The following is a 23,799-nucleotide window of genomic DNA, read 5'->3' on the forward strand; positions in this document are numbered from 1 at the left end:
CTCGGTCGCGAGACCCGCCCGCTGCGACACCCGATCAAGGAAGACAACGACATGAAGCTGACCGACAGCCTCGAACACCGTCACGACCCGCACCTGTACCTGCAGTTGGGTGAACTGGTTGCCAGCACGGGTGACGAGCATTTCGCCGAACAGATGCTCCTGCTGGTCGGCAACCAGGTGCCGATCCATCGGCTCGACCTCAGCGAATGGACCCTCGAGAACGACCCGGCCAGCATCAGCCGGATCAAGGTGCTGGGCAGCGCCGGCCTGCACCATGACCTGCCCATCCAGGAACACCTGCGTCACCCGTTGCTGCAAAGCATCCTGTGTATGCAGGACCCGCTGCTGATCCAGATCAACGCCCAGGCCAGCGCCCAGCACCCCCGGCGCAATGCCCACCAGTGCAACCTGGTGTCATGCAATGGCGACCGGCGCTGGGTCATCTGTTTCCAGCGCCTGCCGAGCCAGCGCGGTTTCTCCCTGACAGAACTGTCGTTGCTCAAAAGCCTGTCGGACACCTTGCTGCCATTGGTCGAACACCACGCGCACCTGCTTCAGCAAGCCTGCCTGCGCCGGGTCGGCGTGGAGGCACTGGATGAAGCCGGCTCTTTACGCCATGTGTTCGGCGAGCGCCTGAGCCAGGAGGCCGTGCGCCTGTCCACGCGCGAGCAGGAAGTCTGCATCGGCCTGTTGACCGGTGGCACCGTGCCGCAGATGGCCCAGCGCCTGAATGTGAAGAACAGCTCCGTGGAAACCTACCTCAAGCGAGCCACCGCCAAGCTGGGGGTCAGTGGCCGCCACGGCCTGGCCCGCTGGATGGCCGGTGCCTGAACCCAGGGAACCCTGCATGACCCGATTGCTCCTGCCGCTGCTGGCCACCGTGTTGGCCGGCTGCACCCTCGCCCCGGACTACCAGCGCCCGGACGCCCCCAGTGCTGACCACTACCCCAGCGGTGTGGCCTACAGCGGTGGGCCATCGGCCTCGGCGCTGCCGCTGGAATGGCAAGCGGTGTTCCATGACCCGGTCCTGCGCCAGTTGCTCGATACGGCCATGGCCAACAACCGCGACCTGCGGGTGGCCGCGCTCAACGTCGAAGGCTACCGCGCCCAGTACCGCATCCAGCGTGCCGAGCTGCTGCCCAAGGTCGCCGCCAACGCCCAGGGCCAGCGCCAGTATCTGCCCCGCAGTCGGACCGGAAGCAAAGGCATGATCAGCAGCCAGCAATCGGCGACCGTGGGCATCAGCGCCTACGAGCTGGACCTGTTCGGCCGCCTGCGCAGCCTCAGCGACCAGGCGCTGCTGACCTACCTGGCCAGCGACGAGGCCCGGCGCAGCGCCGAGCTCAGCCTGGTCACCAGCGTGGCCGGCGCCTACCTGACCTGGCGCGCCGACCAGGAGCTGCTGGCACTGTCCACCCAGACGCTGCAAGCCGACGAGCAAAGCCTGCGCCTCACCCAACGCCAGCACCGCACCGGCACCCTCTCGGCCCTCGACGCGATCCAGGCCACCACCCGCGTCGACAGCTCGCGCGCCGCCGTGGCCCGTTACACCCGCCTGGCCGCCCAGGACCTGAACCAGCTCAACCGCCTGGTCGGCGTCGAGGTCAGCGCCACCCTGCCGGCGCTGCCCCTGGCGGACGATCAGATCGCCCGGGTACCGGCAGGCCTGCCGGCGGACCTGTTGCAGCGCCGCCCGGACATCCGGGAGGCCGAGTACCAGTTGCGGGCTGCCAACGCCAACATCGGCGCGGCACGCGCGGCGTTCTTTCCCAGCATCACCCTGACCGCCAACGCCGGCGCCAGCAGCCGCCAGTTGGCCGACCTGTTCGACGCCGGCTCCGGCACCTGGCTGTTCCAGCCGCAGATCAACCTGCCGTTGTTCAATGCCGGCAGCCTGCGCGCCAGCCTCGACTACGCCAAGGTGCAGAAGAACATCCAGGTGGCGCGCTATGAAAAGTCGATCCAGAGCGCCTTCCAGGAAGTCGCCGATGGCCTGGCCGCCCGCGCCACCTTTCAACGTCAACTGCAGGCCCAGCGCGACCTGGTGGCGGCCAGCCAGCGCTACCACGACCTGGCCGAGCATCGCTACCGCACCGGCATCGACAGCAGCCTGACCTTCCTCGACGCCCAACGTGCGCTGTTCAACGCCCAGGAAGGCCTGATCAACGATCGCCTGGCACAGCTGCTGGCGGAGGTGAACCTGTTCGCCGCCCTCGGCGGCGGCTGGGAAGAAACGCCCGGTCTGGCCTACCAGCGCTCGCCGGCCCGGCCGAAGTAGACCGAGGGCGACACCCCCAGCGTGCGGCGGAACATGGCGCTGAACGCGCTGGGGCTGTCGTAGCCCAGGTCCAGCGCCACCGCCAGTACCGAGCGCCCGGCCGCCAGGGCATCGAGGCTGGCCAGCAAGCGCATGCGCCGCAACCACTGCACCAGGCTGAGGCCCGTTTCGCGCTGGAACGCGCGGGTCAGGGTGCGCGGGTTGAGCCCGCAGTGGGCGGCGGCGCGGGCCAGGCTCCAGTCCTCGTCCGGTGCCTGGCGCAGGGCCTCGCTCAAGGCCTGCAACACGGCCGAGCGTGGGCTTGGCACATGCAGGGCGAACACCGGCAACACGCGGATCTCGTCGAGGATCAACTGCATGATCCGTGCGTCGCGGCCCTGGGGCGGCGGCTCGGGGGCGATGTCCATGGCGCGGATGATCAGCTCGCGTAGCAGCGGTGAGATCTCGATCACCTGGCACTGGCCAGGTAGATCCGGGCGCGCGCCGGGGTCGATGAACAAGGTGCGCATGCGCACCACGCCGGACATCCGCAGCTCATGCTCGGTGGCCGCCGGCACCCACACCCCGCGCCCGGGCGGCACCACCCAGCTGCCCTCGCGGGCATTGACCGTGACCACGCCGCTGATGGCATGGATCAGCTGCGCCCGGTCGTGGCAGTGCGGGGCGATGTGCTCGCCATGGCGGTAGTTCTCGGCAAGGGGCAGGATGAGCGGGCGGGTCACCGGCGAGGGTCCACTGGAATCGAACGGCTAATACTGGCGCAGCGCGGTGGCCTGGGCAATGCCCGCCTACACAGCGATACATAACCCCGGTCTGCTCGACACACTGCCGATACCCGCCCCTCACACACTTCCGGCCACTGGAGCGCGAAGGCAGCCTGCCTTCGCCACACACCGGGGACCCCCTCATGAAAGCCCTGCCCTCTGGCTGGAAGCTGTTCGCCGCCCTCGCGGCCCTGACCCTGCTGATGACCGCCACGGTGCTGATCGCCCACCCGCTGGGGAGTGAAGGCCTGCGCAGCGCCATCCGCGCCACGGCCCGCAGCTCGTTCGCGTTGTTCCTGCTGACCTTCCTGGCCTCGTCGCTGGCCGTGCTGCTGCCCAGTGCCGCGAGCCGGCGCCTGCTGCGCGAGCGGCGCTTCCTGGGCCTGGCCTTTGCCTTCTCGCACACGGTGCATGGCGTGCTGATCTACCTGTATGCCCAGGGTTATCCCGAGTTGTTCTGGGCCGGACGCACGGCATTGGCCAACCTCCCCGGTTCGCTGGGTTACCTGTTCATCCTGTTGCTGGCCATGACGTCGTTCAAGGCCCCCATGCGCCTGCTTGGCCCACGCCTGTGGAAGAACCTGCACGCCACCGGGGCCTGGGTGCTGGCCGGGGTGTTCTGCCTGTCGTTCTACAAACGCATCCCAATGGGGGGCGGGTACCCACTGGCCTTCGCCCTGATGTTCGCCGCCATCGCCCTCAAGCTGGTCGCCAAGCAGGTGATTCGCCTGCGCCGCACCGCACCGTCACTGACCCACTGATCACAGGAGCCGCTCATGCTGACCGCTACCCTCACTCGCCCGTTCACCGTCCTCGATCGCTTTGGCAGCTGGGGCGCCGATTTACCGCTGCGGCTGTTCCTGGCCTGGGAGTTCTTCGAATCGGGGCTGGAGAAGTTCAACGGGACGAACTGGTTCGCCGACCTGCAGGCCAGCTTCCCCTTTCCCTTCGACCTGTTGCCGGCCGGGTTGAACTGGCAGTTGTCGATGTGGGCCGAGCTGATCTGCCCGTTGCTGTTGCTGCTGGGGCTGGGCACGCGCCTGGCCGCCGCAGTGCTGATGGTGGTGACGGTGGTGGCGATTGCCGCCGTGCACTGGCCGGCCGAATGGTCGGGCCTGGCGGAGCTGGCGCAGGGCTATGCGATCACCGACCAGGGGCATGGCAACTACAAGCTGCCGTTGATCTACCTGGTGGCAATGCTGCCGTTGCTGTTGAGGGGGGCTGGGCGGTTGAGCCTGGACCAGTGGTTGTGGCGGGCTTCGGGTGCCAGGCGGTAGCCTTGCAGCGCGCTCGATCTCATAGACGCTGCTGGGGTTGCGGCGGGCATCTGGTGGCCCTGAAAGAGGTGCCTCCTCAACGCATCTGCCCGACCACCAACCCCAGCGCGATCGCGATCATCACCACCCCCGACAACCGCCCCACCACCCGCGCCGCCGCCGGCCGGGTGCGCAGCACCGCCTTGGCGCCATAGCCGACCATCAGGTAGATCACCAGCGAACTGCACAGGTGCACCAGCCCCAGCAACAGGATCTGCGCCGGCACCGGCCAGCTCGACTGCGGGTCGGTGAACTGCGGCAGCAGCGCCAGGAACAGCAGGAACACCTTGGGGTTCATCCCACTGACGCAAAAACCCTTGAACGCCCAACGCGACCCGGAATCGCCCGCGCCATCCTCGCCGGCCTGGGGTACCGACGGGCTGAGCAGCAGGTTGCCACCCAACCACAACAGGTAGGTGCAGCCGGCCAGCGTCAGCAGGGTCAACGCCAGCGAGTGCCCGGCAATCAGGCTGCCGACCCCGGCCGCCACCACCAGGGTCGCAAGGAAATGCCCCGACAACATCCCCGCCACCGCCGGCAGCACCCAACGCCCGCGCATGCCGGCGGAAATGGCATAGGCCCAGTCCGCACCGGGGCTGATCACGAACAGGAACGACACGGCCCAGAACGCCGCCAATACACTCATGGCCACTTTAAGTCTTCCTTTCAAACAGGTTTCGTTGAAAGAAAGATTACGGATATCGCCCGGGGATTTTCTTTCGTATATTCCCGTAACCACCCAAGAACCTGGAAGATTCTTCCCCCATGGACAGAACCGATCGAAAGATCCTTGCCGAGCTGCAAAAAGACGGGCGCCTGTCGGTGACCGAACTGGCCGAACGCGTGGGCTTGAGCCTGTCGCCCTGCCATCGGCGGCTCAAGGCGCTGGAAGAATCCGGCGCGATCCTCGGTTACCACGCGCGCCTGGCGCCCGCCGCCCTGGGCCTGAACTTCGCCGCGCTGGTGTTCGTGACCCTGCGCGAGGTGACCCGCCAGCCGGTGGCGGACTTCGAGGCGGCGGTGAGCGAGATCCCGCAGATCGTCGAGGCGCAACGGCTGTTCGGCGACCCGGACTACCTGCTGCACGTGGTGGCCAAGGACCTGCCGGCGTTCCAGAAGCTCTATGACGAGCAATTGACCAGCATTCCCAACGTAAAGCGGCTGAGCTCGACGCTGGTCATGAAAGAGGTGATCCAGGATCGGTTGTTGCCGATGTAAAGGGCAGCGCCTGGTTCGCCGGCAAGCCGGCTCCTACGGAGGCAACGCAAACCTCGGTAGGAGCCGGCTTGCCGGCGAATGGGCCAGCCCAGGCAATACAATTTTGTGCTTCAGTAATGCTCACTGTGCACCACCGCTGCGCCCCCAATACCACCTGACACCTCTGCAACCCAGCGGTTTCAGGGCCTTGCGCCACCTGGCACCTTCCTTGCTGCCGTCCACCGCTTGACCTCCCACCAGCCTTAGGTTTTTTAAGGCCCATGAGCACAAATTTACTAATTTCCCCTTCCCCGCCCGCCCCCCATCATCGCTCCAACAAGAACGCGTCGCCCTTTGCCGGCACGCCCCCGGGCACCCGCGGTTGCCCCTCCTTGCCTTGGAGTCAGTCATGACCAGTGCAGCCAATTCGGCACCCCTCATCGAGAAACACACGATCGGCTACGTGCCGCCGCAAGACCGCCATGGAAAGGTAAGGGATCTGTTCACACTGTGGTTCGGCGGCAACATCGCGCCGTTGCCCATCGTCACCGGCGCGCTGGGCGTGCAGCTGTTCCACCTGAACCTGGTCTGGGGCATCGTCGCGATCCTCGTCGGCCACCTGGTCGGCGGCGTGCTCATGGCGCTGCACTCGGCCCAGGGTCCGCAGATGGGCATCCCCCAGATGATCCAGAGCCGCGCCCAGTTCGGCTCGCTCGGCGCGCTGCTGGTGGTGGTGATCGCCGGGGTCATGTACATCGGCTTCTTCGCCTCCAACATCGTCCTGGCCGGCAAGTCGCTGCACGGGGTGGTCGAAGCCGTGCCGGTGTCGGCAGGCATCGTCGTCGGCGCCCTGGGTTCGGGGATCATCGGCATCATCGGCTACCGCTTCATCCACGTGCTCAACCGCATCGGCACCTGGGTGCTGGGCATCGGTATCGTGGTCGGGTTCGGCTACATCTTCAGCCACGTGCAGAGCGACGACTTCCTCACCCGCGGCGGCTTCAACCTGGCCGGCTGGCTGGCCACCGTGTCGCTGGCGGCGCTGTGGCAGATCGCCTTCGCGCCCTACGTGTCGGACTACTCGCGCTACCTGCCGGCCGACGTGAAGGTGTCCTCGACCTTCTGGACCACCTACCTGGGCTCGGCCCTGGGTTCGAGCCTGTCGTTCATCTTCGGTGCGGTCGCGGTGCTGGCGATCCCGGCCGGCATGGACACCATGGACGCCGTGAAGTTGGCCACCGGAACCTTGGGTCCGATCATGCTGGTGCTGTTCCTGCTCAGCGTGATCAGCCACAACGCGCTCAACCTGTATGGCGCGGTGCTGTCGATCATCACCCTGGTGCAGACCTTCGCCTACCGCTGGATCCCCACCGCCAAGAGCCGTGCCGTGCTGTCGCTGATTGTCCTGGCCGCCTGCTGCGTGGTGGCGGTGTTCGCCTCGGCGGACTTCATCGGCCACTTCGTCGACATGGTGCTGGTGCTATTGGTGGTGCTGGTGCCGTGGACGGCGATCAACCTGATCGACTTCTATGTCATTCATAAAGGCGACTACGACATCCAGTCGATCTTCAAGGTCGACGGCGGCATCTACGGGCGCTACAACCCGCAGGCGCTGATCGCCTATGCGGTGGGCATCGCGGTGCAGATCCCGTTCATGAACACGCCGCTGTATGTCGGGCCGGTGTCCGCGCACATCAATGGCGCCGACCTGTCGTGGCTGGTGGGCCTGGCGATCACCTCGCCGCTGTACTGGTGGCTGGCCAGCCGGGACAGCGCGTATCGTCGTCGCCAGGTGAGCGCGAAGCTGGCGGCTGCGGCCTGACGGCTCTTCGCCGGCAAGCCGGCTCCTACAGGTCAGATACGGGCCTGTAGGAACCTGCTTGCCGGCGCAACAAAAAACCCGCCAAAGCGGGTTTTCTGCCAGGTCAATGACTGCTGCGCAGCATCTCCTTCGGCACGTACTTGCCAATTTCGTACTTGCCGATCGCCGCCCGGTGCACTTCATCCGGCCCATCGGCCAGGCGCAGGGTGCGCTGCATGGCGTACATGTAGGCCAACGGGAAATCACCGCTCACCCCCGCCCCGCCATGTATCTGGATGGCCCGGTCAATCACCTTCAGCGCGACATTCGGCGCCACCACCTTGATCTGGGCGATCTCGCTGCGCGCCACCTTGTTGCCGACAGTGTCCATCATGTACGCGGCCTTGAGGGTCAACAGCCGCGCCATGTCGATCTCCATGCGCGAGTCGGCGATCTTGTCGATGTTGCCGCCCAGGCGCGCCAGCGGCCGGCCGAACGCGGTGCGCTCCACCGAGCGCTTGCACATCAGCTCCAGGGCGCGCTCGGCCATGCCGATCGAGCGCATGCAGTGGTGGATGCGGCCCGGGCCGAGGCGCCCCTGGGCGATCTCGAAACCGCGGCCCTCGCCGAGGATCACGTTTTCATAGGGCACACGCACATTCTCGAACAGCACCTCGGCGTGGCCGTGGGGGGCGTCGTCGTAGCCGAACACCGGCAGCGGGCGGACGATCTTCACCCCCGGTGTGTCGGTGGGCACCAGGATCATCGAGTGCTGCTGGTGGCGCTGGCCATCCGGGTTGGACAGGCCCATGAAGATCATCACCTTGCAGCGCGGGTCGCAGGCGCCGGAGGTCCACCACTTGCGGCCGTTGATCAGCCACTGGTCACCGTCGCGCACGGCGGTGGCGGCCATGTTGGTGGCGTCCGAGGAGGCCACGTCCGGCTCGGTCATGGCGAACGCCGAGCGGATCTCGCCGCGCAGCAGCGGCTCGAGCCACTGGCGCTTCTGCGCCTCGCTGCCGTAGCGCACCAGCACTTCCATGTTGCCGGTGTCCGGCGCCGAGCAGTTGAACGGCTCCGGGCCCAGCAGCGAGCGGCCCATGATCTCGGCCAGCGGCGCATACTCGAGGTTGGTCAGCCCCGCGCCATATTCCGACTCGGGCAGGAACAGGTTCCACAGGCCTTCGGCGCGAGCCTTGGCCTTGAGCTCCTCGACGATGGCGGTGGGTTGCCAGCGGTCGCCCTCGGCGACCTGGCGCTCGAACACCGGCTCGGCCGGGTAGACGTATGCATCCATGAAAGCGCTGACGCGCTCGCGCAGTGCCTGGACCTTGGGCGAATAGGCGAAATCCATCGGGGCTACCTTCCGTCAATGAAGAACATGGGCCTGAGCCTAGAACAGCCGCCCGTCATCCACCTAGTCTATTTTCTACGTGTATAAACATTCATAACCGATATATGATCGGCCGATAACTCCAACAAAGAGCGGCGCCCATGAACCTCAGCAAGGTCGACCTCAACCTGTTCATCGTCTTCGACGCCATCTACACCGAAGCCAACCTGACCCGCGCCGGGCAGATCGTCGGCATCACCCAGCCGGCAGTGTCCAATGCCCTGTCGCGCCTGCGCGAGACCTTCAACGACCCGCTGTTCGTGCGTACCGCCCAGGGCATGGTGCCCACGCCCATGGCGCAGAACATCATCGGCCCGGTGCGCAGCGCGCTGACGCTGCTGCGCACCTCGGTGCAGGAAAGCCGCATATTCACCCCGCTGCAGGCCAGCAAGACCTTCCGCATCAGCATGACCGACCTCACCGAGGCGGTGATCCTGCCGCCGTTGTTCCAGCGCCTGCGCCGGCTGGCCCCGGCGCTGGTGATCGAAAGCTTCCTGTGCAAACGCCGCGAGACCACCAAGGAGCTGGCCGCCGGGCGCCTGGACTTCGCCGTGGACGCGCCGCTGAACACCGACCCGCAGGTGCGCCACGTCAAGCTCATGCAGGACCGCTACGTCTGCGCCATGCGCCCCGGCCACCCGCTGGCCGAGCACAAGCTGACCCTCGACACTTACCTGGGCATGACCCACATCCACATCTCCAGCCGCCGCAACGGCCTGGGCTATGTCGACCTGGCCCTGGGCAAGATGGGCGTGCAGCGCCGCGTCGCCCTGCGTTCGCAGCACTACCTGATGGCCTCGCAGGTGCTGCAGCAGACCGACATGGTGATGACCGTGCCCGAGCGCTTCGCCCGCCGCCACCAGTTGCGCCATCAACCGCTGCCAGTGGAGGTACCGCCACTGGAAACCCACCTCTACTGGCACGAAAGCACCGACCAGGACCCGGCCAACCGCTGGATGCGCGAGCAGATCATCGAGTTGTGCGAACGGGTGGTGGTGCAGGACGAGCAGGCGCTGGAAAACGCCTGAACATTGCAATGATGGCGAACAGCCGCTAGCACACCCGTGCTATCGGCCAGCGCCTGGGCCCATGCTACCGTCGACGGCGTTCTCCCTTATGTGACACGTGGCCCGGCGCCTTCTGCCCGAGCCCTGCAAAGGACCCTGCCGACATGAAGACAACCCTCGCCACACTCACCCTCGCCGCACTGCTCCTCAACGGCTGCGCCACCCCCAAACAGTGGGAAGCCACCGGCGGCAGCAAGAACGACGGCCTGGTGCAGGTCTCCTACGAACAGGGCCAGTTCGAAAGCGGCCAGAGCGACGCGGCCCAGGGCCTGCAGGTCGCCACTGCGCGCTGCAAGACCTGGGGTTATCGCAACGCGGAAATCACCGGCAGCGAAAAGAGCATCTGCCGCACCATGGGCCAGTTCAACTGTCTGCAAACCACGGTCACCCAGGACTACCTCTGCCAGAAATGACCCCTTCCCCATCGCGGGGGCCGGCTGCATGGGCTCCCGCACCTTGCCCCGCTTGCATTGCCATGGCCTTTCGGTAACCCTTGCGCCGCCCTGAGACGGGCTTTTCGGATTCACGGCACAAGGAATGGAACATGGCCCTCAGGATTCTGGTGATCGGCGCCTACGGCAACTTCGGTCGCATCATCAGCCAGCACTTGAACCAGATGCCGGGCGTGCAACTGGTCATCGCCGGGCGCAATGCCGCTTCACTTGAAGGCCTCGGACACGCATTGGCCGGCCCCAACGCCTCGCTTCAAGGCACTTGGTGCGGCGATGCCATGGCCCCCGGCTTCGCCGAGGCCTTGCGCCAGCTGACGATCGACTGGGTAATCCACACCGGCGGCCCGTTCCAGGGCCAGCCATACAGTGTCGCGCAAGCCTGCATCGCGGCCGGCGTCAGCTACTGCGACCTGGCCGATTGCCGGGTGTTCGTCAATGGCATCGGCTGCCTGGACGCCCAGGCGCGGCAAGCCGGTGTCGCCGTGCTCAGTGGTTGCAGCTCGGTGCCAAGCCTGTCCTCGGCGATTCTCGATGAACAACGCCAACACTTCAGCCGCATCGACGTGATCGAGCATGGCATTTCCTCGTCGGCGAAGATGCCCGGGCTGTCCACCATCGAAGGCGTGCTCGCCTACGCCGGGCGGCCGATCCGCCAATGGCGCGATGGCCAACCCTGCGACGTCGACGGCTGGCTGGGGCTGCAGGTGCGTCACCTGCCGGGGCTGGGCTGGCGCCTGCTGAACAACGTCGACGTGCCGGACATGGACATCTTCGCCAGCCGCTACGGTGCCCGCACCCTGGCGTTCAAGGCCGGTTCCGGGCTGATGCTCGGCGGCCTGGCCAACGCGGCACTGGCGCTGCTGGTCAAGTACGGGCTGGTGCGCGACCCGCGGCCCTGGGCGCGGCGCCTGCACCGATGGGGTGGGCGCTTCGAGCGCTGGGGCGACGGCAAGAGCGCCATGTACCTGGATGTGCGTGGCGTCGATGGCCACGGCCAGCCGCTGCGCATGCAGGCCCAGGTCAGCGCCCTCGACGACAAGGGCCCGCAGATCCCCAGCTGCGCCTCGGTGGCGCTGATGGCCAAGGTGGTCGAGGGTTATGTACCCACCCCGGGTGCCCGCCCCTGCGTAGGCGAGATCAGTGTCGAAGAATACCTGGCCGCCATCGGTGCACCCGACCAGGTGCGCTTCAGCGTCGGCTTCCAGCACGGGCGCCACTGACATGGACTACCTGCTGCTCAAATACCTGCATGTGATCGCCGCCGTGTTCCTGTTCGGCTTCGGCATGGGCTCCTACCTGTACCTGATCGCCGCCCACCGTACCGGCGATGCGCGGGTCATCGCGGCCGTGGCGCGGATGGTGGTGCGCTTCGATGCCTGGATCACCACGCCGGCCGGGGTCCTGCAGTTGCTCACCGGCATCGGCATGGCCAGGCTGGCGGGCATGGACTGGAGCGCCGGCTGGTTGCGCGCGGCCTTGCTGATTTTCTTTGCCGTCGGGGCACTGTGGTTGCCGGTGCTGTGGCTGCAAATGCGCATGCAGGCCCTGGCTGCCGGGGCGGCGGCAACGGGTGCTGCGCTGGGCGCCACCTACCAACGGCTGTACCGCGGGTGGATGTGGATGGGGGTCGCCGGGTTTGCCGGGATGTTCCTGATGGTGGTGGTGATGGTTTTCAAGCAAGCGCCTTGGGAATGGTTTTGATGCCTTGTAATTAGCCTGGGGAAAAATTCCTACAAAATCGGCCTAACTAGAAATGTTTATCTCCAATTTCGCCATCAATCGTCAAAAAGAAAAAACCTTCCTCCAGGCGTGCCAGTAGGATTTCACACATGGGCACCGGCTGTCGGCGCCCCTGCACGGACACGCGCGATCATGCCCACCGCACCTTTGTATTTCGACTACGCCGCCACCACTCCGGTCGACGACCGGGTCATCGAAGCCATGATGGCCTGCCTGGGCCGTGAAGCGAATTTCGGTAACCCGGCCTCCAGCGGCCACGCCCATGGCAAGGCTGCCCGCGAGGCCGTGGAGCAGGCACGTTGCCAGGTGGCTGAACAGATCGGTGCGCAGCCCGACGAGCTGGTGTGGACCTCCGGCGCCACCGAGTCCAACAACCTCGCCCTCAAAGGCATCGCCCAGGGTTTTGATAAACCTGGCCACCTGATCACCAGCCAGCTCGAACACAAGGCAGTACTCGACACCGCCGCCGAACTCGAACGCCTGGGCTGGGCGGTGACCCGCCTGGCGCCGGACGCCCGGGGCCTGATCCAAGCCGAGGCCGTGCAGGCGGCGTTGCGCGCCGAAACACGCCTGGTGTCGCTGATGGCGGTGAACAACGAACTGGGCACGATCACCGATTTCGCCAGCATTGGCGCGCGGGTGCGTGCACACGGCGCGCTGCTGCATGTGGATGCCGCCCAGGCCGTTGGCAAGGTGCTGATCGACTTGGCCCGGCAACCCGTGGACCTGATGTCGTTCTCGGCACACAAGGCCTATGGCCCCAAGGGCATCGGCGCCCTGTTCGTCGGCGCCCGTGCCCACCCGCTGTTGCGCGCGCAGATGCACGGCGGCGGCCATGAGCGCGGGCTGCGCTCCGGCACCCTGGCCACCCACCAGATCGTCGGCATGGGCAGCGCGTTTGCCCTGGCCGGCCAGCCGGGCGATGGCGAGCATGCACGCCTGCAACGCCTGAGCGACAGATTGCGTGATGGCTTGCTGGGGTTGCCAGGGGTGCGCCTCAATGGCTGTCCGACGCAGCGCATTGCCCACACCCTGAACCTGTGCATCGACGCCAAGGGGTTCAACAGCAACGCGCTGGCCGGCGAGCTGGCGCTGTCGACCACCTCGGCGTGCAACTCGGCCGCCAACAGTGCCTCCCATGTGCTGCTGGCCCTGGGGCTCAGCGAGGCGCAGGCACGCAACAGCGTGCGGCTGAGCATCGGGCGCTACACCACAGAACAGGATGTGGACAAGGCGGTCGAAGTGTTTGGCCGAGTGATTGCGGCGGGGTCGGTTGCCTTGTGGTAACAAACGTCCCCCATTGACCTGATTTGAGCTCTGTAGGAGCGGCTTCAGCCGCGATCACCCGCACAGCGGGTGCCAGGCACCGCGTTGCCTGCATCGCGGCTAAAGCCGCTCCTACAGGAACACCTCAGAACCGGATTATCGGCCCTTCGATGTCGTTGGGCGGGGGTACCTCGGGATAACGTGGCAGGTGCGGTGGCGGAACGTCAGGCTTCGGATACACCGGCGGCATCACCGGCATGATGGTCGCATCGGTGCCGCCGGCAACTCGCTCCAATTCCTCTGGATCAAGCACACGCAGCATGCGCGAATCTTCAATCGACATGGGTATCGCTCCATTGTTGAGTCAGCAACCGGCGCGCGAACCGAACAGTTCTTCGGGCCATTCGGGAAACTGCGGTGGCGGGTCGCCCGGGCGCTGCCCGCCTCCGGCCACCGCTTCGATCTGCGCTTCATCCAGTTCCTGCAGCGCTTGTTCAACCTCGATCATCGTGAACGCTCCTTGTTGGGGAAAGCGTGTCGATTATCGGCCGGTTGCCCCGGCTTGACCCTAGGGCTGGTGTACTAGCTGCACATTGCCACCAGCCGTCCTTCACTGCCCGGACAGAAAACTCACCAACTGCCGCCCATGCGAGCTCAGCGCCTCCCAGCCACGGAAGCAAATGCGCAGTTCCAGGGTCGCCCAACGCTCCTCCAGCGCCACCGGACACACCGCCAGCTCCTGCTGGGCGCGCAGCGCCGCGGTTTCCGGCAGCATGGCGATGCCCGCATGCTGGGCCACCAGCTGGGCGATGGCCTCGAAGCTCGGCGCACGCACCCGCACCTTCAACGGCATGGCCAGGTTCATCGCCAGCTCTTCGACGAAACGCTGCATGGCCCGCTCGGGCGGCAGGCAGACGAAGGGATAGCCCAGGGCATCGCCGAGACGCAACTGGCCACGCCCGGCCAAGGGATGATCGACGGGCACCAGCAACACCAGGCGTTCGGTGCGAAACGGCAGCGAGACCACGCCGTCGTTGACCAGGTTGCCGTCGTACACACCAATCTCGCACTCCCCGCCCAGCACCACCCGCAACACATCGACGCTCTTGTGCTCGACCAGTTGCAGGTCGACCTCCGGATAGTCCGCCAGGAACGGCCCCAACACCGCCGGCAGCAACGTGCTGTTGGTCACGGTCGAGGCTGCCACATGGAGCGTGATGCGCCGTTGGCCGGCCAGTTCCCGCATCGTGTCCTGCAGCTTCTGCGCCTCGCCCAGCACACCACGCGCCGCCTCCAGCACCAGCCGCCCGGCCGGTGTGAGCTGCATGCCATCAGCCTTGCGGATGAACAGGGCCAGGCCGCTGCGCTCCTCGAACAGGCGCAGACGGGTGCTGGCCGCCGACACCGCCACCGGGAAGGTCGCCGCAGCCTTGCTCAGGCTGCCGCTGCTGGCGATGGCGGCGATCAGGCGCAGATCGGTCAGGTCGAAGTGCACGGGCTTCTCCAAATCAGAACGCTACGTTCGAGAAAAAGCGATTCTAGCGCGACAACCTTCTATTCAGAATAAGCCACGCCCTCACCTGCATCGGATTCGCCATGACCCACCTGCCCGCCCCGCTACAACGCGCCCTCGCCAACGGCAGCCTCTATGCCGTGCTCGCGGCACTGGGTTTCAGCTTCAAGGCCATCTTCGTCAAGCTCGCCTATGCCGCAGGTTCGGTGGATGCCATCAGCCTGCTGGCCTTGCGCATGGCCCTGTCGTTGCCGCTGTTCGACTGGCTGGTGTGGTCCAGTCGTCGCCAGGGCGGCGCGCCGCTGACGTTGAGCGACGGGCTGCGCGTGGCCCTGCTCGGGCTGTTCGGTTACTACCTGGCGAGCCTTTTCGACTTCTATGGGTTGCAGTACATCAGCGCCGGGCTGGAGCGGCTGATCCTGTTCACCTACCCGACCCTGGTGCTGCTGATCCAGGCCGTCGCCCAGCGCGAGCGCCCCACCCTGCGCACGCTGGCGGCCATGGGCCTGTGCTACCTGGGGCTGGGTATTGCCTTCGTCCATGACATCGCCAGCTCGGGTGTCGGCAGCCAGGTGATCCTCGGTTCGCTGTGGGTGTTCGCCAGCGCGGTGACCTACGCGCTGTACTACTCGGGCACCGGGGCGATGCTCAAACGCATGGGTTCGATGCGCCTGGCCGGGTTATGCGGCACGGCGTCGTCGTTGATGGTGCTGGGCCATTACCTGTTGGTGGCGGACGTTGCACCCCTGCTGCAACTGCCGAGTGCGGTATGGATGTACGCAGCGTTGATGGCGCTGTTTTCCACGGTGCTGCCGATCTACTGGGTGGCCCTGGCGATCCAGCGCCTGGGGCCGACCCACACGGCGGCGGTGGGCAACCTGGGGCCAGTGCTGACGGTGCTGGCGTCGTGGGCGATCCTCAACGAGGAGATCTCGCTGTACCAGGTGGCCGGGTTGGCGCTGGTACTGTTCGGGGTTTCGCGGTTGAAGCCGGCGAAGAAGGAAGCCCCTTCCTCCTCGGCCGAAGAAGCGGCGGCGTAGTTACCCCCAGGACCGCGCTGTCGCATAGGGTACAGAGCTGCGAGCCCCCTCAAATCTTGCACGCTCCCACGGGGAATCGCGTAAATCCCGAGCATTGTGCAAGACAGTCGCTCCCAATTACGCCGTGGGGCCTCGGCGGGTTCCGACGATGATGCTCTGGTCGCGTAGTTGCTCCAGCAGCATCAAGCCCTGGCGCTGCACCTCATCATTACCCAGTGCCCGCAAGCGCTCACGCCCGCTGCCCGGCAGCCCCATCAACAGTTGCCAGGCCATCGGCGCCACCCGGGCGAATCGCACCTGCAGCCCCGCGTCGCGATAGACCAGCAACAAGGTCGGTGCCCCGGGCGGCTCGACTGGCTGGAAATCCTGCCCGATGCGCTCCACCGGCCAGCGATAGGCCAACACCCGCGCCACGCACGAAAGCAGCGGCTCGCCGTCGAGCAGGTCCCCCAAGGGGTCATGCGGCGGATCCTCGGCATCGCTCAGGTACAGCTGCGCCTCGATCCATTCGTAATGCGCCAGCTCCAACTGCCAGGGCGCATCGAGCTCGATCCCTTTCAGGTAGTCGATGAACGCCGTGGCGACTTCGCTGAACAGCGGGGTCTGGCTGCGGTAGTGCGCGTAGAAATCCTGCACCCGCGCCTGCCAGCGCGCCTCCCCCAAGGTACTGCGCAACACCGGAAAACTGCCGGCCAGCAAGCCTTCGACAGTGCCAAAGAACAGTTCACGATAGACCGCCAGGCGTCGCGCCTCGATGCCCGGCGGCGGTGGATTGGCAACGGGGTCGCGCAGGTGCCGGGCCAGGGTGAACTGCTGCTCACGCAGGGAATCAGCCATGGCGCGGCCCTCCATGGCGCTGTTGCAGGTCACGAATACGGGCCGTTTCGGCCAGCAGCTCGGCCAGCGGCGGGTAGTTGAAGTCACGTTCGAGCACGGTCGGCTGCGCGCCAAACCGTTCACAAGCCCGGGCGAACAAGGCCCAGACATCCTCCTTGACCGGCGCGCCGTGGGTGTCGACCTTGAGGTCGGGCGCTTCGTCGTAGTGGCCGGCCACATGCATGCCCACCACTCGCTCGCGTGGGATGCCCGCAAGGAAGGCATGTGCCTCGTAGCGATGGTTGCAGGCATTGACGAAGACATTGTTGACGTCCAGCAGCAAGTCGCAATCGGCTTCATCGAGTACCGCGCGAATGAAGTCCAGTTCGCTCATGGCCTGGTACGGCGCGGCGTAGTAGCTGATGTTCTCTACCGCAATGCGCCGCCCCAGCAGATCCTGGGCCTGGCGGATGCGTGCCGACACATGGTGGACAGCCTCTTCGGTGAACGGGATCGGCAGCAGGTCGTAGAGGTGACCATCGTCACTGCAATAGCTCAGGTGCTCGCTGTACAGGTTCACCTGATGGCGGTCGAGGAAGCGCCGGGTGAGCCCAAGGAACGCCTCGTCCAGCGGCGCGGTGCCGCCCAGCGACAAGGACAGGCCATGACAGGCGATGGGAAAGCGCTCGGCCAGGCATTCAAGTTTCTGGCCAAAGGCACCGCCAACGCCAATCCAGTTTTCCGGGGCGCACTCCAGGAAGTCCACCTCGCCCGCTTGCATCTCCAGCAGTTCGGGCAGCAGGCCTCGGCGCAAGCCGAGCCCGGTATGCAACGGGGTGTCGATCATGATGGGAAGGCTCCAGCTAGGCGACGGGCCGACCGTGGCGCATATCGGCGCCACGGTCGGGTGCAGGTCAGGAATTGCCGGTCAGATGGCTGAACAGCCCGTCGGGCATCGCCTTGCCGTTGGCCTTGTAGATCGCCGCCAGGTGGTCGGCGGCTTCCTGTTCGGAGATCAAGCCATCGTGGTTGCTGTCGATCTTGTCGAAGTCAGCGGCGCGGTCCTTGGCCACCACGAGGAACTCCTCGCGCGAGACCTTGCCGTCGTGATTGCTGTCGGTGCGCGCGAACGAGGCGTCGCCGCACTTGCCTTCACCGCATTTGCCCTCGGTGCCGGCCTTGGCGCTGGCACCACACTTGCCCTCGCCACACTTGCCCTCGGCGCCGGCCTTGGCACTGGCGCCGCATTTGCCCTCACCGCACTTGCCCTCGCCAGGTGTCTTGGCCGAAGCCAGTTGGTAACCCTGGCTCAGGGGTTCCACGGCGAAGGCGGAATTACCCAGGACCATGCCGCCGAGCAGGGTGGCGCCGAGCAGGCCGAGCGTATTACGGGTGGTTTTGGTTTTCATGGTGTAGCTCCACGGGTGGTTGAAAAGTGGAGCCATTTGGCCTGGGCGGTGTGTCGCGGGTGTATCGCGCAGCAGCGGGTTTTGTATGAAAGCAGCACAAGACGAGCGTTGGATACAGTGCGATACAAGGAGTTGAGCATCGTGGCAGCGGGTTTGCCCCGCGATAGCGCAAATAGCTGCGCACAATCTGCCTGGTGGGCAGCCATCGCGGGGCAAGCCCGCTTCCACGATGGCCTCAGTCGCCTGCGTGATCAGTCGTCGAGCGGTTTGGGTGGCGCCGCGGGCTTGGCCGGCTTGGCCGATTTACCGGGCTTGCTCTCCTTGGGCGCGGGCTCCGGGACACTGGCCACCGGCTCCGGCGCCGTGACCGCTTTCTCGCTGGCGGGCAGTTCATCGACCGCCTTGAAGATCACCTGCGGGTCGATCTTCTCGCCGCTGTCATCGTCCTTGAGAATGTGCCGCTCGCCATCCTTGCCCACCAGGATCACCTTGGTGCCCTTGCTGGCACCCAGCTTGAGCTCGCGGATCAGGGCCATGGTGGCCTGCTGCTCGAGGTTCTTGTCCTCGCGCTTGCCCATCATGTTGGCAACGCTGTACAGCACCAGGTTGCGCTCGGTGAAGCCCGCCCGGGTGGCCGGGTCCTCCAACGCCTGGTTCAGGCCACGCAGGGTCGGATCGGCCGTGCTTGGGGCAATGATGACCAGCGGCCTGGCCTTGCCCAGCTCCTTGGCCAGCGGTGCGTCACTGTCTGCGGCCAGCAGCGGCCCGGCGATGGCGATCAGGGTGGCAAAGGTCAATGACCGAACGAGCATGCGTATCTCCTTGTTCTCTCGATAACACCAAAGACTGCGGATCAGGGAGAAAGATCCGACGCGGGAGCCTAAACCACCTGATCAAACAGGTGGTCAGGCGAAAGGTAACTGGCCATTACCGGATCGCCCCTGACCCGCCGCGGCCTCCCCGCGAAACCGCCCACGGCTGACCTGAGCATAGTCCAACGCCACTGCCCGCGAGGCGCTTCAGTGCAGGGCGACCTGCCAGGTACGCGCGCTCCGGGTCAAGGCTTCGCGGGTCAGTGCCAGCAAGGTGTCGTGCTCGCGCTGGCGGATCCGCGCCTGCAGCCGTTCGATGGCGGAGTCCGGCGCGTTCAGGGCGAGCAGGTCGTCGAGCTCGTCGTGGTAAGCCTGGGGCACGCGCAGCCGTTCGGCGAAGGCGCCTTCGAGGTACTGCCGCCAGAACCCCAGCCCGACCATCCATTCGGTGATCGCGTTCTCGGTCTGGGCCGCGACGATACGGTTGCGTGCCCAGGCGATGTCGGCGGGCGTGAGGTTGGCCACCCCACGGTAGAGCATGCCCTCGAGGGCCAGCGGCAGGTCCAGCTCGTCTCGCAGGTCAAGGCGATAGGCCAGCGCCACTTCGAGCGACTCCACGCCGGCGGTCGGCATGGCCTCGGCATGGGCCCAGGCCAGTTCGTCGAGCTTCTGCAAGCGCCACAACTGGCCACCGAGATGCACAAGCGCCTGCTCGCGATTGCCCGCCAACTGGCCGTGCTCGGCCCGCCAGACCTTCAGGCGCACTTCCAGGTCGCTGAAGCGGAAGGTGGCGCTGTCTTCGCAACGGGTCACCACCGCGTTGTCGAACAGCGTTTGCCGCAACTCGACGTGTTTCTGCATACCCAGCATCATTCGGCGCACCCGATCGGCCAGATAGCGGGCACTGAAATCGCCCTGGAAATCGGCCGACCCCGTCAACTCAGCCAATAGATGAAAAAAGGCGCGGGAGTCTTCCAGGCCTTCAAGATCGCTCCAGACGGCCGCCATCTCATCGCGTACCTCAGGCTCCACCAGGTCGAGCCAGCGTAGTTGAATGGGTACCTGACTGCCCGTGACGGCATGCCACGCTGACACGGCCTGGTCGTTCGCCGCCAGCAGGTTGCCGAACATCAGCACCCGGCCCCGGCGCCACAGACGTGATTGATGCAGGCCCTCCGGCAGCGTAGCGATGCCGTTGTCGCTCAAGTCCAGCGTATGCAGCCTGGGCAACTGCAGAACTCCGAAGGGCATGTCGTCGATCTGCGTCTGGGCCAGCAGCAGTGCGTTGAGCTTGGGCATGCCAAGCACCGAGAACGACCTGCGCAATGGGTTGTGCGACAAGTTGAGGTAGACCAACGACCTGCAGCCCATCAGGGTCAGGGTCTGCCCGGCATCCAGGGTAATTCGGTTACTGGACAGGTCCAGCACTTGCAGGTGCTCGTTCAGCGCCAGCGACAACGGCAGCTGTTGCAACTTGCAGCCGGTGATCTCCAGCGTGCGCAAGTTAGGGAACGCACGCAGGAAGTCGTCCGGGATCAGGCGCAACCGCATCGCGCGTAGGGCCAGGCTCGACACATGAGGAAAGCTGACCTGAGGGGGAATGCTCGGTAGCTGCTGCAGGCGACTGGCGGTCTGGGTCAGCAGGTACCCGCCCTCAACGGTCTCGCCACTGGCAAGCTCCGGGATCAGGAAGCGCCAGCAGTCCATAAGCCCCTGTCCCAGTTCGCGCCGGGCGTCCCACTCCGTGGTGGCGAAGGCCTTGCGCTGCCAGGTCTTCAGGGTCTTGGCCAGGAGGGCGTGCTGTTGCTCCAGCACGCCCAGTTCGGCATCGGCGTAGCGCCCCGCCTGCTGTACCTGTTCGAACCAGCCCTGCATCTGTGCATCGCTGAAGGCCGGGTACAAATCGCGCAACCTGGCCGACAGGGCCCTGGGCCTGTTGTTGGAGCGGCCGAGCCAGCGGCGCCAGCCGCTGAGCGGATAACCGATGCGGCCATCATCGAGCCGTTGCGGCGCCAGGAACGAGGTAGCTGGACGCTCAAGGCCAAGTGCCTCGGCAACGGCCTGGCGTTGCTCCGGTGTCTGGCGTGCCAGCTCTGTGCGCAAGCCCGCGGCGAACGGCTCGTCGATAGCCATCGCGGCACGCTGCTCGACGGAATAGCCCTGGGCCAGTGTTTCGAACAGTTCCCCCGGTGTGCCCAGCACATTCCCGTTCCTCTCCCTGAGCACGAACTCGCCGCCGCGATGGACCAAGTGCAGTTCGCGTCCTGTACCGTCGGTGCTCAGCAGCGGCTCGCTGGCCTCGCCATCGAACAGCTGCCAGCGCACCGCCGTGGTGGAGGCCGGTTTTTTCCCGAGCAGGGTCAGCACCACGCGCGCCAAGTCGAGGTTCTGCGGGGTATCGAAGGCCAGTGCCTCCAGCACCCTGGCCATGCGTATGCGCCTGACTCGGGTAGCGGCTGCCTGGGCCATCGCCAGGGGAACCTGGTCATGCTCGACCAAGGCTTGCCGATCACTGTCGCGGGCTGCACGGAGCAACGCCTGGGCAGCGGCACGATGCAGACTGGCAAAGTCGCGCTGCAGCACCCGAGTCGCATCGGTGGGTGGGTATTGCTCGTCGTACAGGCGTTGCAGCAGGTTGCGCCGTCGGGCCCAGAGGTGCTCCCCCAGCGCTTGGTCATCCATCCGTGCGGCACCCGGCAACGCCCTGGCCTCGGCCAGCATTGACAGGTCGGTGATATCAGCTCCCGAACGCAATTGGCCAGCCAGGCCCTGGATGCGCTCAGCCAGCGCCATGCGGTTCACCGTGTCGAGCAGTTCGGCATGCGCAGGCCTGCCAAGCACATGCAGGCCCCGCAAATGACTGGCATCCAGGCCATGGATGAACAGGGCCTGGTCGATCCGCGCATCGTCCAGCGTGGCGAACTCGCCACCGAGGCGACGGAACATCCTGTGGCGGTCCTCCCACTCCAGTGGCGACTCGTCCCATACTCGCCAGGCTCCCGCCGTGTTGTGCCGCAGCAGCGGCCCATGCCCCTGGCGTGGACGCAATTGCCATTGCTCATCCGAAACGCGTTGAATCACGGGATAATGGTGCCCCTCCATGTTGATCCAGTGGCGGTCGCCCTGGCGCAAGATACCCTGCTCGTCCATCACCGCATCGGCAGGCGGTGCCTCGCTGCGAAAGGGCACCAGGTCGCCATTCCACAGCTTTTCACTGCCATCCTCGAGACGCGCCGCCACCAGTTCGTCCACCGGGTGCCAGGCCCGGCGAACCGCCGCCACCCCCGCCACGGTACCCCCCACCACGGCCACGGTCCTGCCAACCGCCAGGGCATGGTCGAGCGCCGCCTTGGTATCGCCGTCCTGCCAGTCCTCGACCGCCTGGAACGTTTCCTTCAACAGGTCCCAGGCCATCACCGCCAGCAACGCGGCGCCGATCTGCGGCACGAACAACCCAGCCAGGCCCAGTAAGGTCCAGCCTTCGGCAACCAGCTGCTTGTCATGGGCAACCTGTACCGCACGATCGAGCTGCGCCACCGGTGGCGCGATCACTGCGGCGTCATCCTTGATCTGTGCGATGCAGGCGCTGGCCAGGTGCTCGAACAACGCAGCGGGGTAGGCTTGCATGTGTTCATCCAGGTCGCGGGTGGCCCAGTTGGTCACGTCACCCAAACGCTCATCAACCTTGGCGAAAAAGCGCTGGCTGTCGCGACGCTTCACGAAACGTCGGAAGAAGCGCTGGTACTCGGCCTTGCGCAAACGCATGCCCAGCACCCGTCGGGCAAACGCCTCCAGGTCATCACAGGCACTCCAGGGCCCCTGCGGGTCACCCGGGATGTACACCAGCACACGCTTGCTGGTATCGCGCAACCAACCCTTGTCGATCACATCCAGCACGACGATCTGCTGCAGGTCGCAACCGAAGGCCCGCAATTGCTTGGCGATGACTGGCGCCCCCGCCAGCGACCCCGGCTTGCCATCGTGATACAGGCCGGTCACCAGCGCCAGTTCGGCCTCGCTCAGCACGCCATCGACCTTTGCCTTGCAGGCATCGACCAACAGGTTGGCCCGCTGCAGTTGGGTGAGCAACGACTTGACGCCCTGCCCGTTGATCTCGGCGTCCAGTACACCGGCCAGGTGCTCCTGGTAACGCTTGCCCAGGTCCAGCTCACGGCACAGCGCGGCAAACCCCAGCGCACCGGGACGCGCCAGTCCCTTGCCTGCCGCATCGACCACGGCATTGCGGCGCGGCTGGCCACCGACGCCGGTTTCCTGCACGGTGAAGTTGCACAACGCCGCCTCGAGCAGCGGTATCTCGTAGTCGTCGGTGCCCTGCAAGGGATAGCGCCCCGCGACCAGGCCACCTTCGTTCGCCAGGTGGAAGTACTGCCGTCGCAGGTACAGCATGTCAACTGCGTGATCGACCTGGTAACGCTCGGCCAACGCCTGCTGCAGCAGAGGCCGGGTGAACGCGTCGATCCCCTGCAGGCGTGCGAACACCTTGCCCAGCGCCTGCCGGCAGGCCAGGCTGGTCTTCAGCGCCTCGCTCAACACGCTGAACTGCGCCGGGGTCAGCCCACTCATCCACGACGGCAGGCGCCGGGCGATCAGCCGGTCCTGATACGCCTGTTCGATGGCCAGCGTGTCGACGCTCGTTGCCGGTTGCTTGGCAGTAGTGCCCATGTCGTACCTCCAGGTCAAAGTGGCGTACGAGGCTATCCACTGCCTTGGTGCAACATCGGCTAGTTAATTACCACCCACCTTGCAGGCCGCCCCCCCGAACACGCCGCGTTGGTACCTACGCGGCCAAGTGTTGAGTGACAGCTTGATTAACAAAACTTAAACAACGCTGTGACATTTTTTTACAACTTGTCAGCCGAGGCTCTGCACGTCAGCACAGCCCTGAACGGCATTGGCCATTACCTGCCCAGATTC

Annotated in this window: 23 protein-coding genes; 12 read left to right on the forward strand and 11 right to left on the reverse strand. The window is 65.8% G+C overall.

Features of this window, described 5'->3' with window-relative positions:
* Positions 1-51: 51 nt before the first annotated feature.
* Both PSEEN_RS15410 and PSEEN_RS15415 read left to right on the forward strand, forming a co-directional pair.
* On the forward strand, positions 52-831 hold the full coding sequence (locus tag PSEEN_RS15410; protein WP_011534474.1) for a helix-turn-helix transcriptional regulator: 780 nt from the start codon (positions 52-54) through the stop codon (positions 829-831).
* Between the two features lie 16 nt (positions 832-847).
* A complete protein-coding gene (locus PSEEN_RS15415; protein ID WP_011534475.1) occupies positions 848-2,278 on the forward strand; it encodes an efflux transporter outer membrane subunit in 1,431 nt (476 codons plus the stop codon).
* Here PSEEN_RS15415 and PSEEN_RS15420 read toward each other — a convergent pair.
* Positions 2,248-3,000 (reverse strand): AraC family transcriptional regulator, encoded by a 753-nt coding sequence (locus PSEEN_RS15420; RefSeq protein ID WP_011534476.1) that lies wholly within the window; start codon positions 2,998-3,000, stop codon positions 2,248-2,250. The genes PSEEN_RS15415 and PSEEN_RS15420 overlap by 31 nt on opposite strands.
* Before the next feature lie 185 nt (positions 3,001-3,185).
* Here PSEEN_RS15420 and PSEEN_RS15425 point away from each other — a divergent pair, with 185 nt between their 5' ends.
* Together PSEEN_RS15425 and PSEEN_RS15430 are read left to right on the forward strand one after the other, a co-directional pair.
* Entirely contained in the window at positions 3,186-3,803 is a 618-nt protein-coding gene (locus tag PSEEN_RS15425; RefSeq protein WP_011534477.1) for a ferric reductase-like transmembrane domain-containing protein, read from the forward strand.
* A 15-nt stretch (positions 3,804-3,818) separates the two neighbouring features.
* Positions 3,819-4,319: an HvfX family Cu-binding RiPP maturation protein gene (locus PSEEN_RS15430; RefSeq protein WP_011534478.1), complete on the forward strand. Its 501-nt coding sequence runs from the start codon at positions 3,819-3,821 to the stop codon at positions 4,317-4,319.
* A gap of 76 nt (positions 4,320-4,395) precedes the next feature.
* Here the strand turns inward: PSEEN_RS15430 and PSEEN_RS15435 are convergent, their stop codons facing one another.
* The gene (locus PSEEN_RS15435; RefSeq protein ID WP_011534479.1) at positions 4,396-5,010 is read right to left on the reverse strand and encodes a LysE family translocator; all 615 of its coding nucleotides are present in this window, start codon (positions 5,008-5,010) and stop codon (positions 4,396-4,398) included.
* A gap of 113 nt (positions 5,011-5,123) precedes the next feature.
* On the opposite strand from PSEEN_RS15435, the gene PSEEN_RS15440 reads away from it, so the two are divergent.
* Positions 5,124-5,576, forward strand: a complete 453-nt coding sequence (locus PSEEN_RS15440) for an Lrp/AsnC family transcriptional regulator (protein WP_011534480.1) — start codon at positions 5,124-5,126, stop codon at positions 5,574-5,576.
* Positions 5,577-5,964: 388 nt separating this feature from the next.
* The gene (locus tag PSEEN_RS15445; RefSeq protein WP_011534481.1) at positions 5,965-7,377 is read left to right on the forward strand and encodes a purine-cytosine permease family protein; all 1,413 of its coding nucleotides are present in this window, start codon (positions 5,965-5,967) and stop codon (positions 7,375-7,377) included.
* Between the two features lie 103 nt (positions 7,378-7,480).
* Here the strand turns inward: PSEEN_RS15445 and PSEEN_RS15450 are convergent, their stop codons facing one another.
* Positions 7,481-8,710, reverse strand: coding sequence for an acyl-CoA dehydrogenase (locus tag PSEEN_RS15450; RefSeq protein ID WP_011534482.1), 1,230 nt, complete (start codon positions 8,708-8,710; stop codon positions 7,481-7,483).
* A 140-nt stretch (positions 8,711-8,850) separates the two neighbouring features.
* Between PSEEN_RS15450 and PSEEN_RS15455 the strand changes: the two genes are divergently transcribed.
* From PSEEN_RS15455 to PSEEN_RS15475, 5 genes are all read left to right on the forward strand, one after another.
* Positions 8,851-9,777 carry a LysR family transcriptional regulator gene (locus PSEEN_RS15455; RefSeq protein WP_011534483.1) on the forward strand — a complete coding sequence of 309 codons (927 nt, stop codon included), beginning with the start codon at positions 8,851-8,853 and terminating at the stop codon, positions 9,775-9,777.
* A 143-nt stretch (positions 9,778-9,920) separates the two neighbouring features.
* Entirely contained in the window at positions 9,921-10,229 is a 309-nt protein-coding gene (gene yecR / locus PSEEN_RS15460) for a YecR family lipoprotein (RefSeq protein ID WP_011534484.1), read from the forward strand.
* Between the two features lie 131 nt (positions 10,230-10,360).
* The gene (locus tag PSEEN_RS15465) at positions 10,361-11,488 is read left to right on the forward strand and encodes a saccharopine dehydrogenase family protein (RefSeq protein ID WP_011534485.1); all 1,128 of its coding nucleotides are present in this window, start codon (positions 10,361-10,363) and stop codon (positions 11,486-11,488) included.
* A 1-nt stretch (position 11,489) separates the two neighbouring features.
* Entirely contained in the window at positions 11,490-11,969 is a 480-nt protein-coding gene (locus PSEEN_RS15470) for a DUF2269 family protein (RefSeq protein WP_011534486.1), read from the forward strand.
* 171 nt (positions 11,970-12,140) lie between these two features.
* Complete coding sequence (locus PSEEN_RS15475) at positions 12,141-13,295, forward strand: cysteine desulfurase family protein (RefSeq protein WP_044488215.1); 1,155 nt, start codon at positions 12,141-12,143, stop codon at positions 13,293-13,295.
* Between the two features lie 124 nt (positions 13,296-13,419).
* Here PSEEN_RS15475 and PSEEN_RS15480 read toward each other — a convergent pair whose 3' ends face one another.
* The 3 genes from PSEEN_RS15480 to PSEEN_RS15485 all read right to left on the reverse strand — a co-directional run bounded on the left by PSEEN_RS15480 (position 13,420) and on the right by PSEEN_RS15485 (position 14,769).
* Complete coding sequence (locus PSEEN_RS15480) at positions 13,420-13,617, reverse strand: hypothetical protein (RefSeq protein ID WP_011534488.1); 198 nt, start codon at positions 13,615-13,617, stop codon at positions 13,420-13,422.
* A 21-nt stretch (positions 13,618-13,638) separates the two neighbouring features.
* Positions 13,639-13,782, reverse strand: coding sequence for a hypothetical protein (locus PSEEN_RS26685; protein ID WP_011534489.1), 144 nt, complete (start codon positions 13,780-13,782; stop codon positions 13,639-13,641).
* Between the two features lie 102 nt (positions 13,783-13,884).
* Positions 13,885-14,769 carry a LysR substrate-binding domain-containing protein gene (locus PSEEN_RS15485; RefSeq protein ID WP_011534490.1) on the reverse strand — a complete coding sequence of 295 codons (885 nt, stop codon included), beginning with the start codon at positions 14,767-14,769 and terminating at the stop codon, positions 13,885-13,887.
* Between the two features lie 101 nt (positions 14,770-14,870).
* Between PSEEN_RS15485 and PSEEN_RS15490 the strand changes: the two genes are divergently transcribed.
* Complete coding sequence (locus tag PSEEN_RS15490) at positions 14,871-15,827, forward strand: DMT family transporter (RefSeq protein WP_011534491.1); 957 nt, start codon at positions 14,871-14,873, stop codon at positions 15,825-15,827.
* Between the two features lie 117 nt (positions 15,828-15,944).
* Here PSEEN_RS15490 and PSEEN_RS15495 read toward each other — a convergent pair whose 3' ends face one another.
* From PSEEN_RS15495 to PSEEN_RS15515, 5 genes are all read right to left on the reverse strand, one after another.
* Entirely contained in the window at positions 15,945-16,664 is a 720-nt protein-coding gene (locus tag PSEEN_RS15495; RefSeq protein ID WP_011534492.1) for an HvfC family RiPP maturation protein, read from the reverse strand.
* A complete protein-coding gene (locus PSEEN_RS15500) occupies positions 16,657-17,490 on the reverse strand; it encodes an HvfB family MNIO-type RiPP peptide maturase (RefSeq protein WP_011534493.1) in 834 nt (277 codons plus the stop codon). Before PSEEN_RS15500 ends, PSEEN_RS15495 begins: the two co-directional genes overlap by 8 nt.
* A gap of 67 nt (positions 17,491-17,557) precedes the next feature.
* Positions 17,558-18,052 carry an HvfA family oxazolone/thioamide-modified RiPP metallophore gene (locus PSEEN_RS15505; protein WP_011534494.1) on the reverse strand — a complete coding sequence of 165 codons (495 nt, stop codon included), beginning with the start codon at positions 18,050-18,052 and terminating at the stop codon, positions 17,558-17,560.
* A 251-nt stretch (positions 18,053-18,303) separates the two neighbouring features.
* Complete coding sequence (locus tag PSEEN_RS15510; RefSeq protein WP_011534495.1) at positions 18,304-18,864, reverse strand: DUF4174 domain-containing protein; 561 nt, start codon at positions 18,862-18,864, stop codon at positions 18,304-18,306.
* Between the two features lie 207 nt (positions 18,865-19,071).
* Positions 19,072-23,547 carry an NEL-type E3 ubiquitin ligase domain-containing protein gene (locus tag PSEEN_RS15515; RefSeq protein ID WP_011534496.1) on the reverse strand — a complete coding sequence of 1,492 codons (4,476 nt, stop codon included), beginning with the start codon at positions 23,545-23,547 and terminating at the stop codon, positions 19,072-19,074.
* Between the last annotated feature and the right edge of the window lie 252 nt (positions 23,548-23,799).

This window comes from Pseudomonas entomophila L48, from assembly GCF_000026105.1.
Taxonomy (GTDB): Bacteria; Pseudomonadota; Gammaproteobacteria; order Pseudomonadales; family Pseudomonadaceae; genus Aquipseudomonas; species Aquipseudomonas entomophila.

Excerpts from the sequence above, each read along its gene's own strand:
- PSEEN_RS15410 (WP_011534474.1), top strand. The coding sequence starts at position 52 with ATGAAGCTGACCGACAGCCTCGAACACCGTCACGACCCGCACCTGTAC.
- PSEEN_RS15415 (WP_011534475.1), top strand. The coding sequence starts at position 848 with ATGACCCGATTGCTCCTGCCGCTGCTGGCCACCGTGTTGGCCGGCTGC.
- PSEEN_RS15425 (WP_011534477.1), top strand. The coding sequence starts at position 3,186 with ATGAAAGCCCTGCCCTCTGGCTGGAAGCTGTTCGCCGCCCTCGCGGCC.
- PSEEN_RS15430 (WP_011534478.1), top strand. The coding sequence starts at position 3,819 with ATGCTGACCGCTACCCTCACTCGCCCGTTCACCGTCCTCGATCGCTTT.
- PSEEN_RS15440 (WP_011534480.1), top strand. The coding sequence starts at position 5,124 with ATGGACAGAACCGATCGAAAGATCCTTGCCGAGCTGCAAAAAGACGGG.
- PSEEN_RS15445 (WP_011534481.1), top strand. The coding sequence starts at position 5,965 with ATGACCAGTGCAGCCAATTCGGCACCCCTCATCGAGAAACACACGATC.
- PSEEN_RS15450 (WP_011534482.1), bottom strand. The coding sequence starts at position 8,710 with ATGGATTTCGCCTATTCGCCCAAGGTCCAGGCACTGCGCGAGCGCGTC.
- PSEEN_RS15455 (WP_011534483.1), top strand. The coding sequence starts at position 8,851 with ATGAACCTCAGCAAGGTCGACCTCAACCTGTTCATCGTCTTCGACGCC.
- yecR (WP_011534484.1), top strand. The coding sequence starts at position 9,921 with ATGAAGACAACCCTCGCCACACTCACCCTCGCCGCACTGCTCCTCAAC.
- PSEEN_RS15465 (WP_011534485.1), top strand. The coding sequence starts at position 10,361 with ATGGCCCTCAGGATTCTGGTGATCGGCGCCTACGGCAACTTCGGTCGC.
- PSEEN_RS15470 (WP_011534486.1), top strand. The coding sequence starts at position 11,490 with ATGGACTACCTGCTGCTCAAATACCTGCATGTGATCGCCGCCGTGTTC.
- PSEEN_RS15475 (WP_044488215.1), top strand. The coding sequence starts at position 12,141 with ATGCCCACCGCACCTTTGTATTTCGACTACGCCGCCACCACTCCGGTC.
- PSEEN_RS15480 (WP_011534488.1), bottom strand. The coding sequence starts at position 13,617 with ATGTCGATTGAAGATTCGCGCATGCTGCGTGTGCTTGATCCAGAGGAA.
- PSEEN_RS26685 (WP_011534489.1), bottom strand. The coding sequence starts at position 13,782 with ATGATCGAGGTTGAACAAGCGCTGCAGGAACTGGATGAAGCGCAGATC.
- PSEEN_RS15490 (WP_011534491.1), top strand. The coding sequence starts at position 14,871 with ATGACCCACCTGCCCGCCCCGCTACAACGCGCCCTCGCCAACGGCAGC.
- PSEEN_RS15495 (WP_011534492.1), bottom strand. The coding sequence starts at position 16,664 with ATGGCTGATTCCCTGCGTGAGCAGCAGTTCACCCTGGCCCGGCACCTG.
- PSEEN_RS15500 (WP_011534493.1), bottom strand. The coding sequence starts at position 17,490 with ATGATCGACACCCCGTTGCATACCGGGCTCGGCTTGCGCCGAGGCCTG.
- PSEEN_RS15505 (WP_011534494.1), bottom strand. The coding sequence starts at position 18,052 with ATGAAAACCAAAACCACCCGTAATACGCTCGGCCTGCTCGGCGCCACC.
- PSEEN_RS15510 (WP_011534495.1), bottom strand. The coding sequence starts at position 18,864 with ATGCTCGTTCGGTCATTGACCTTTGCCACCCTGATCGCCATCGCCGGG.
- PSEEN_RS15515 (WP_011534496.1), bottom strand. The coding sequence starts at position 23,547 with ATGGGCACTACTGCCAAGCAACCGGCAACGAGCGTCGACACGCTGGCC.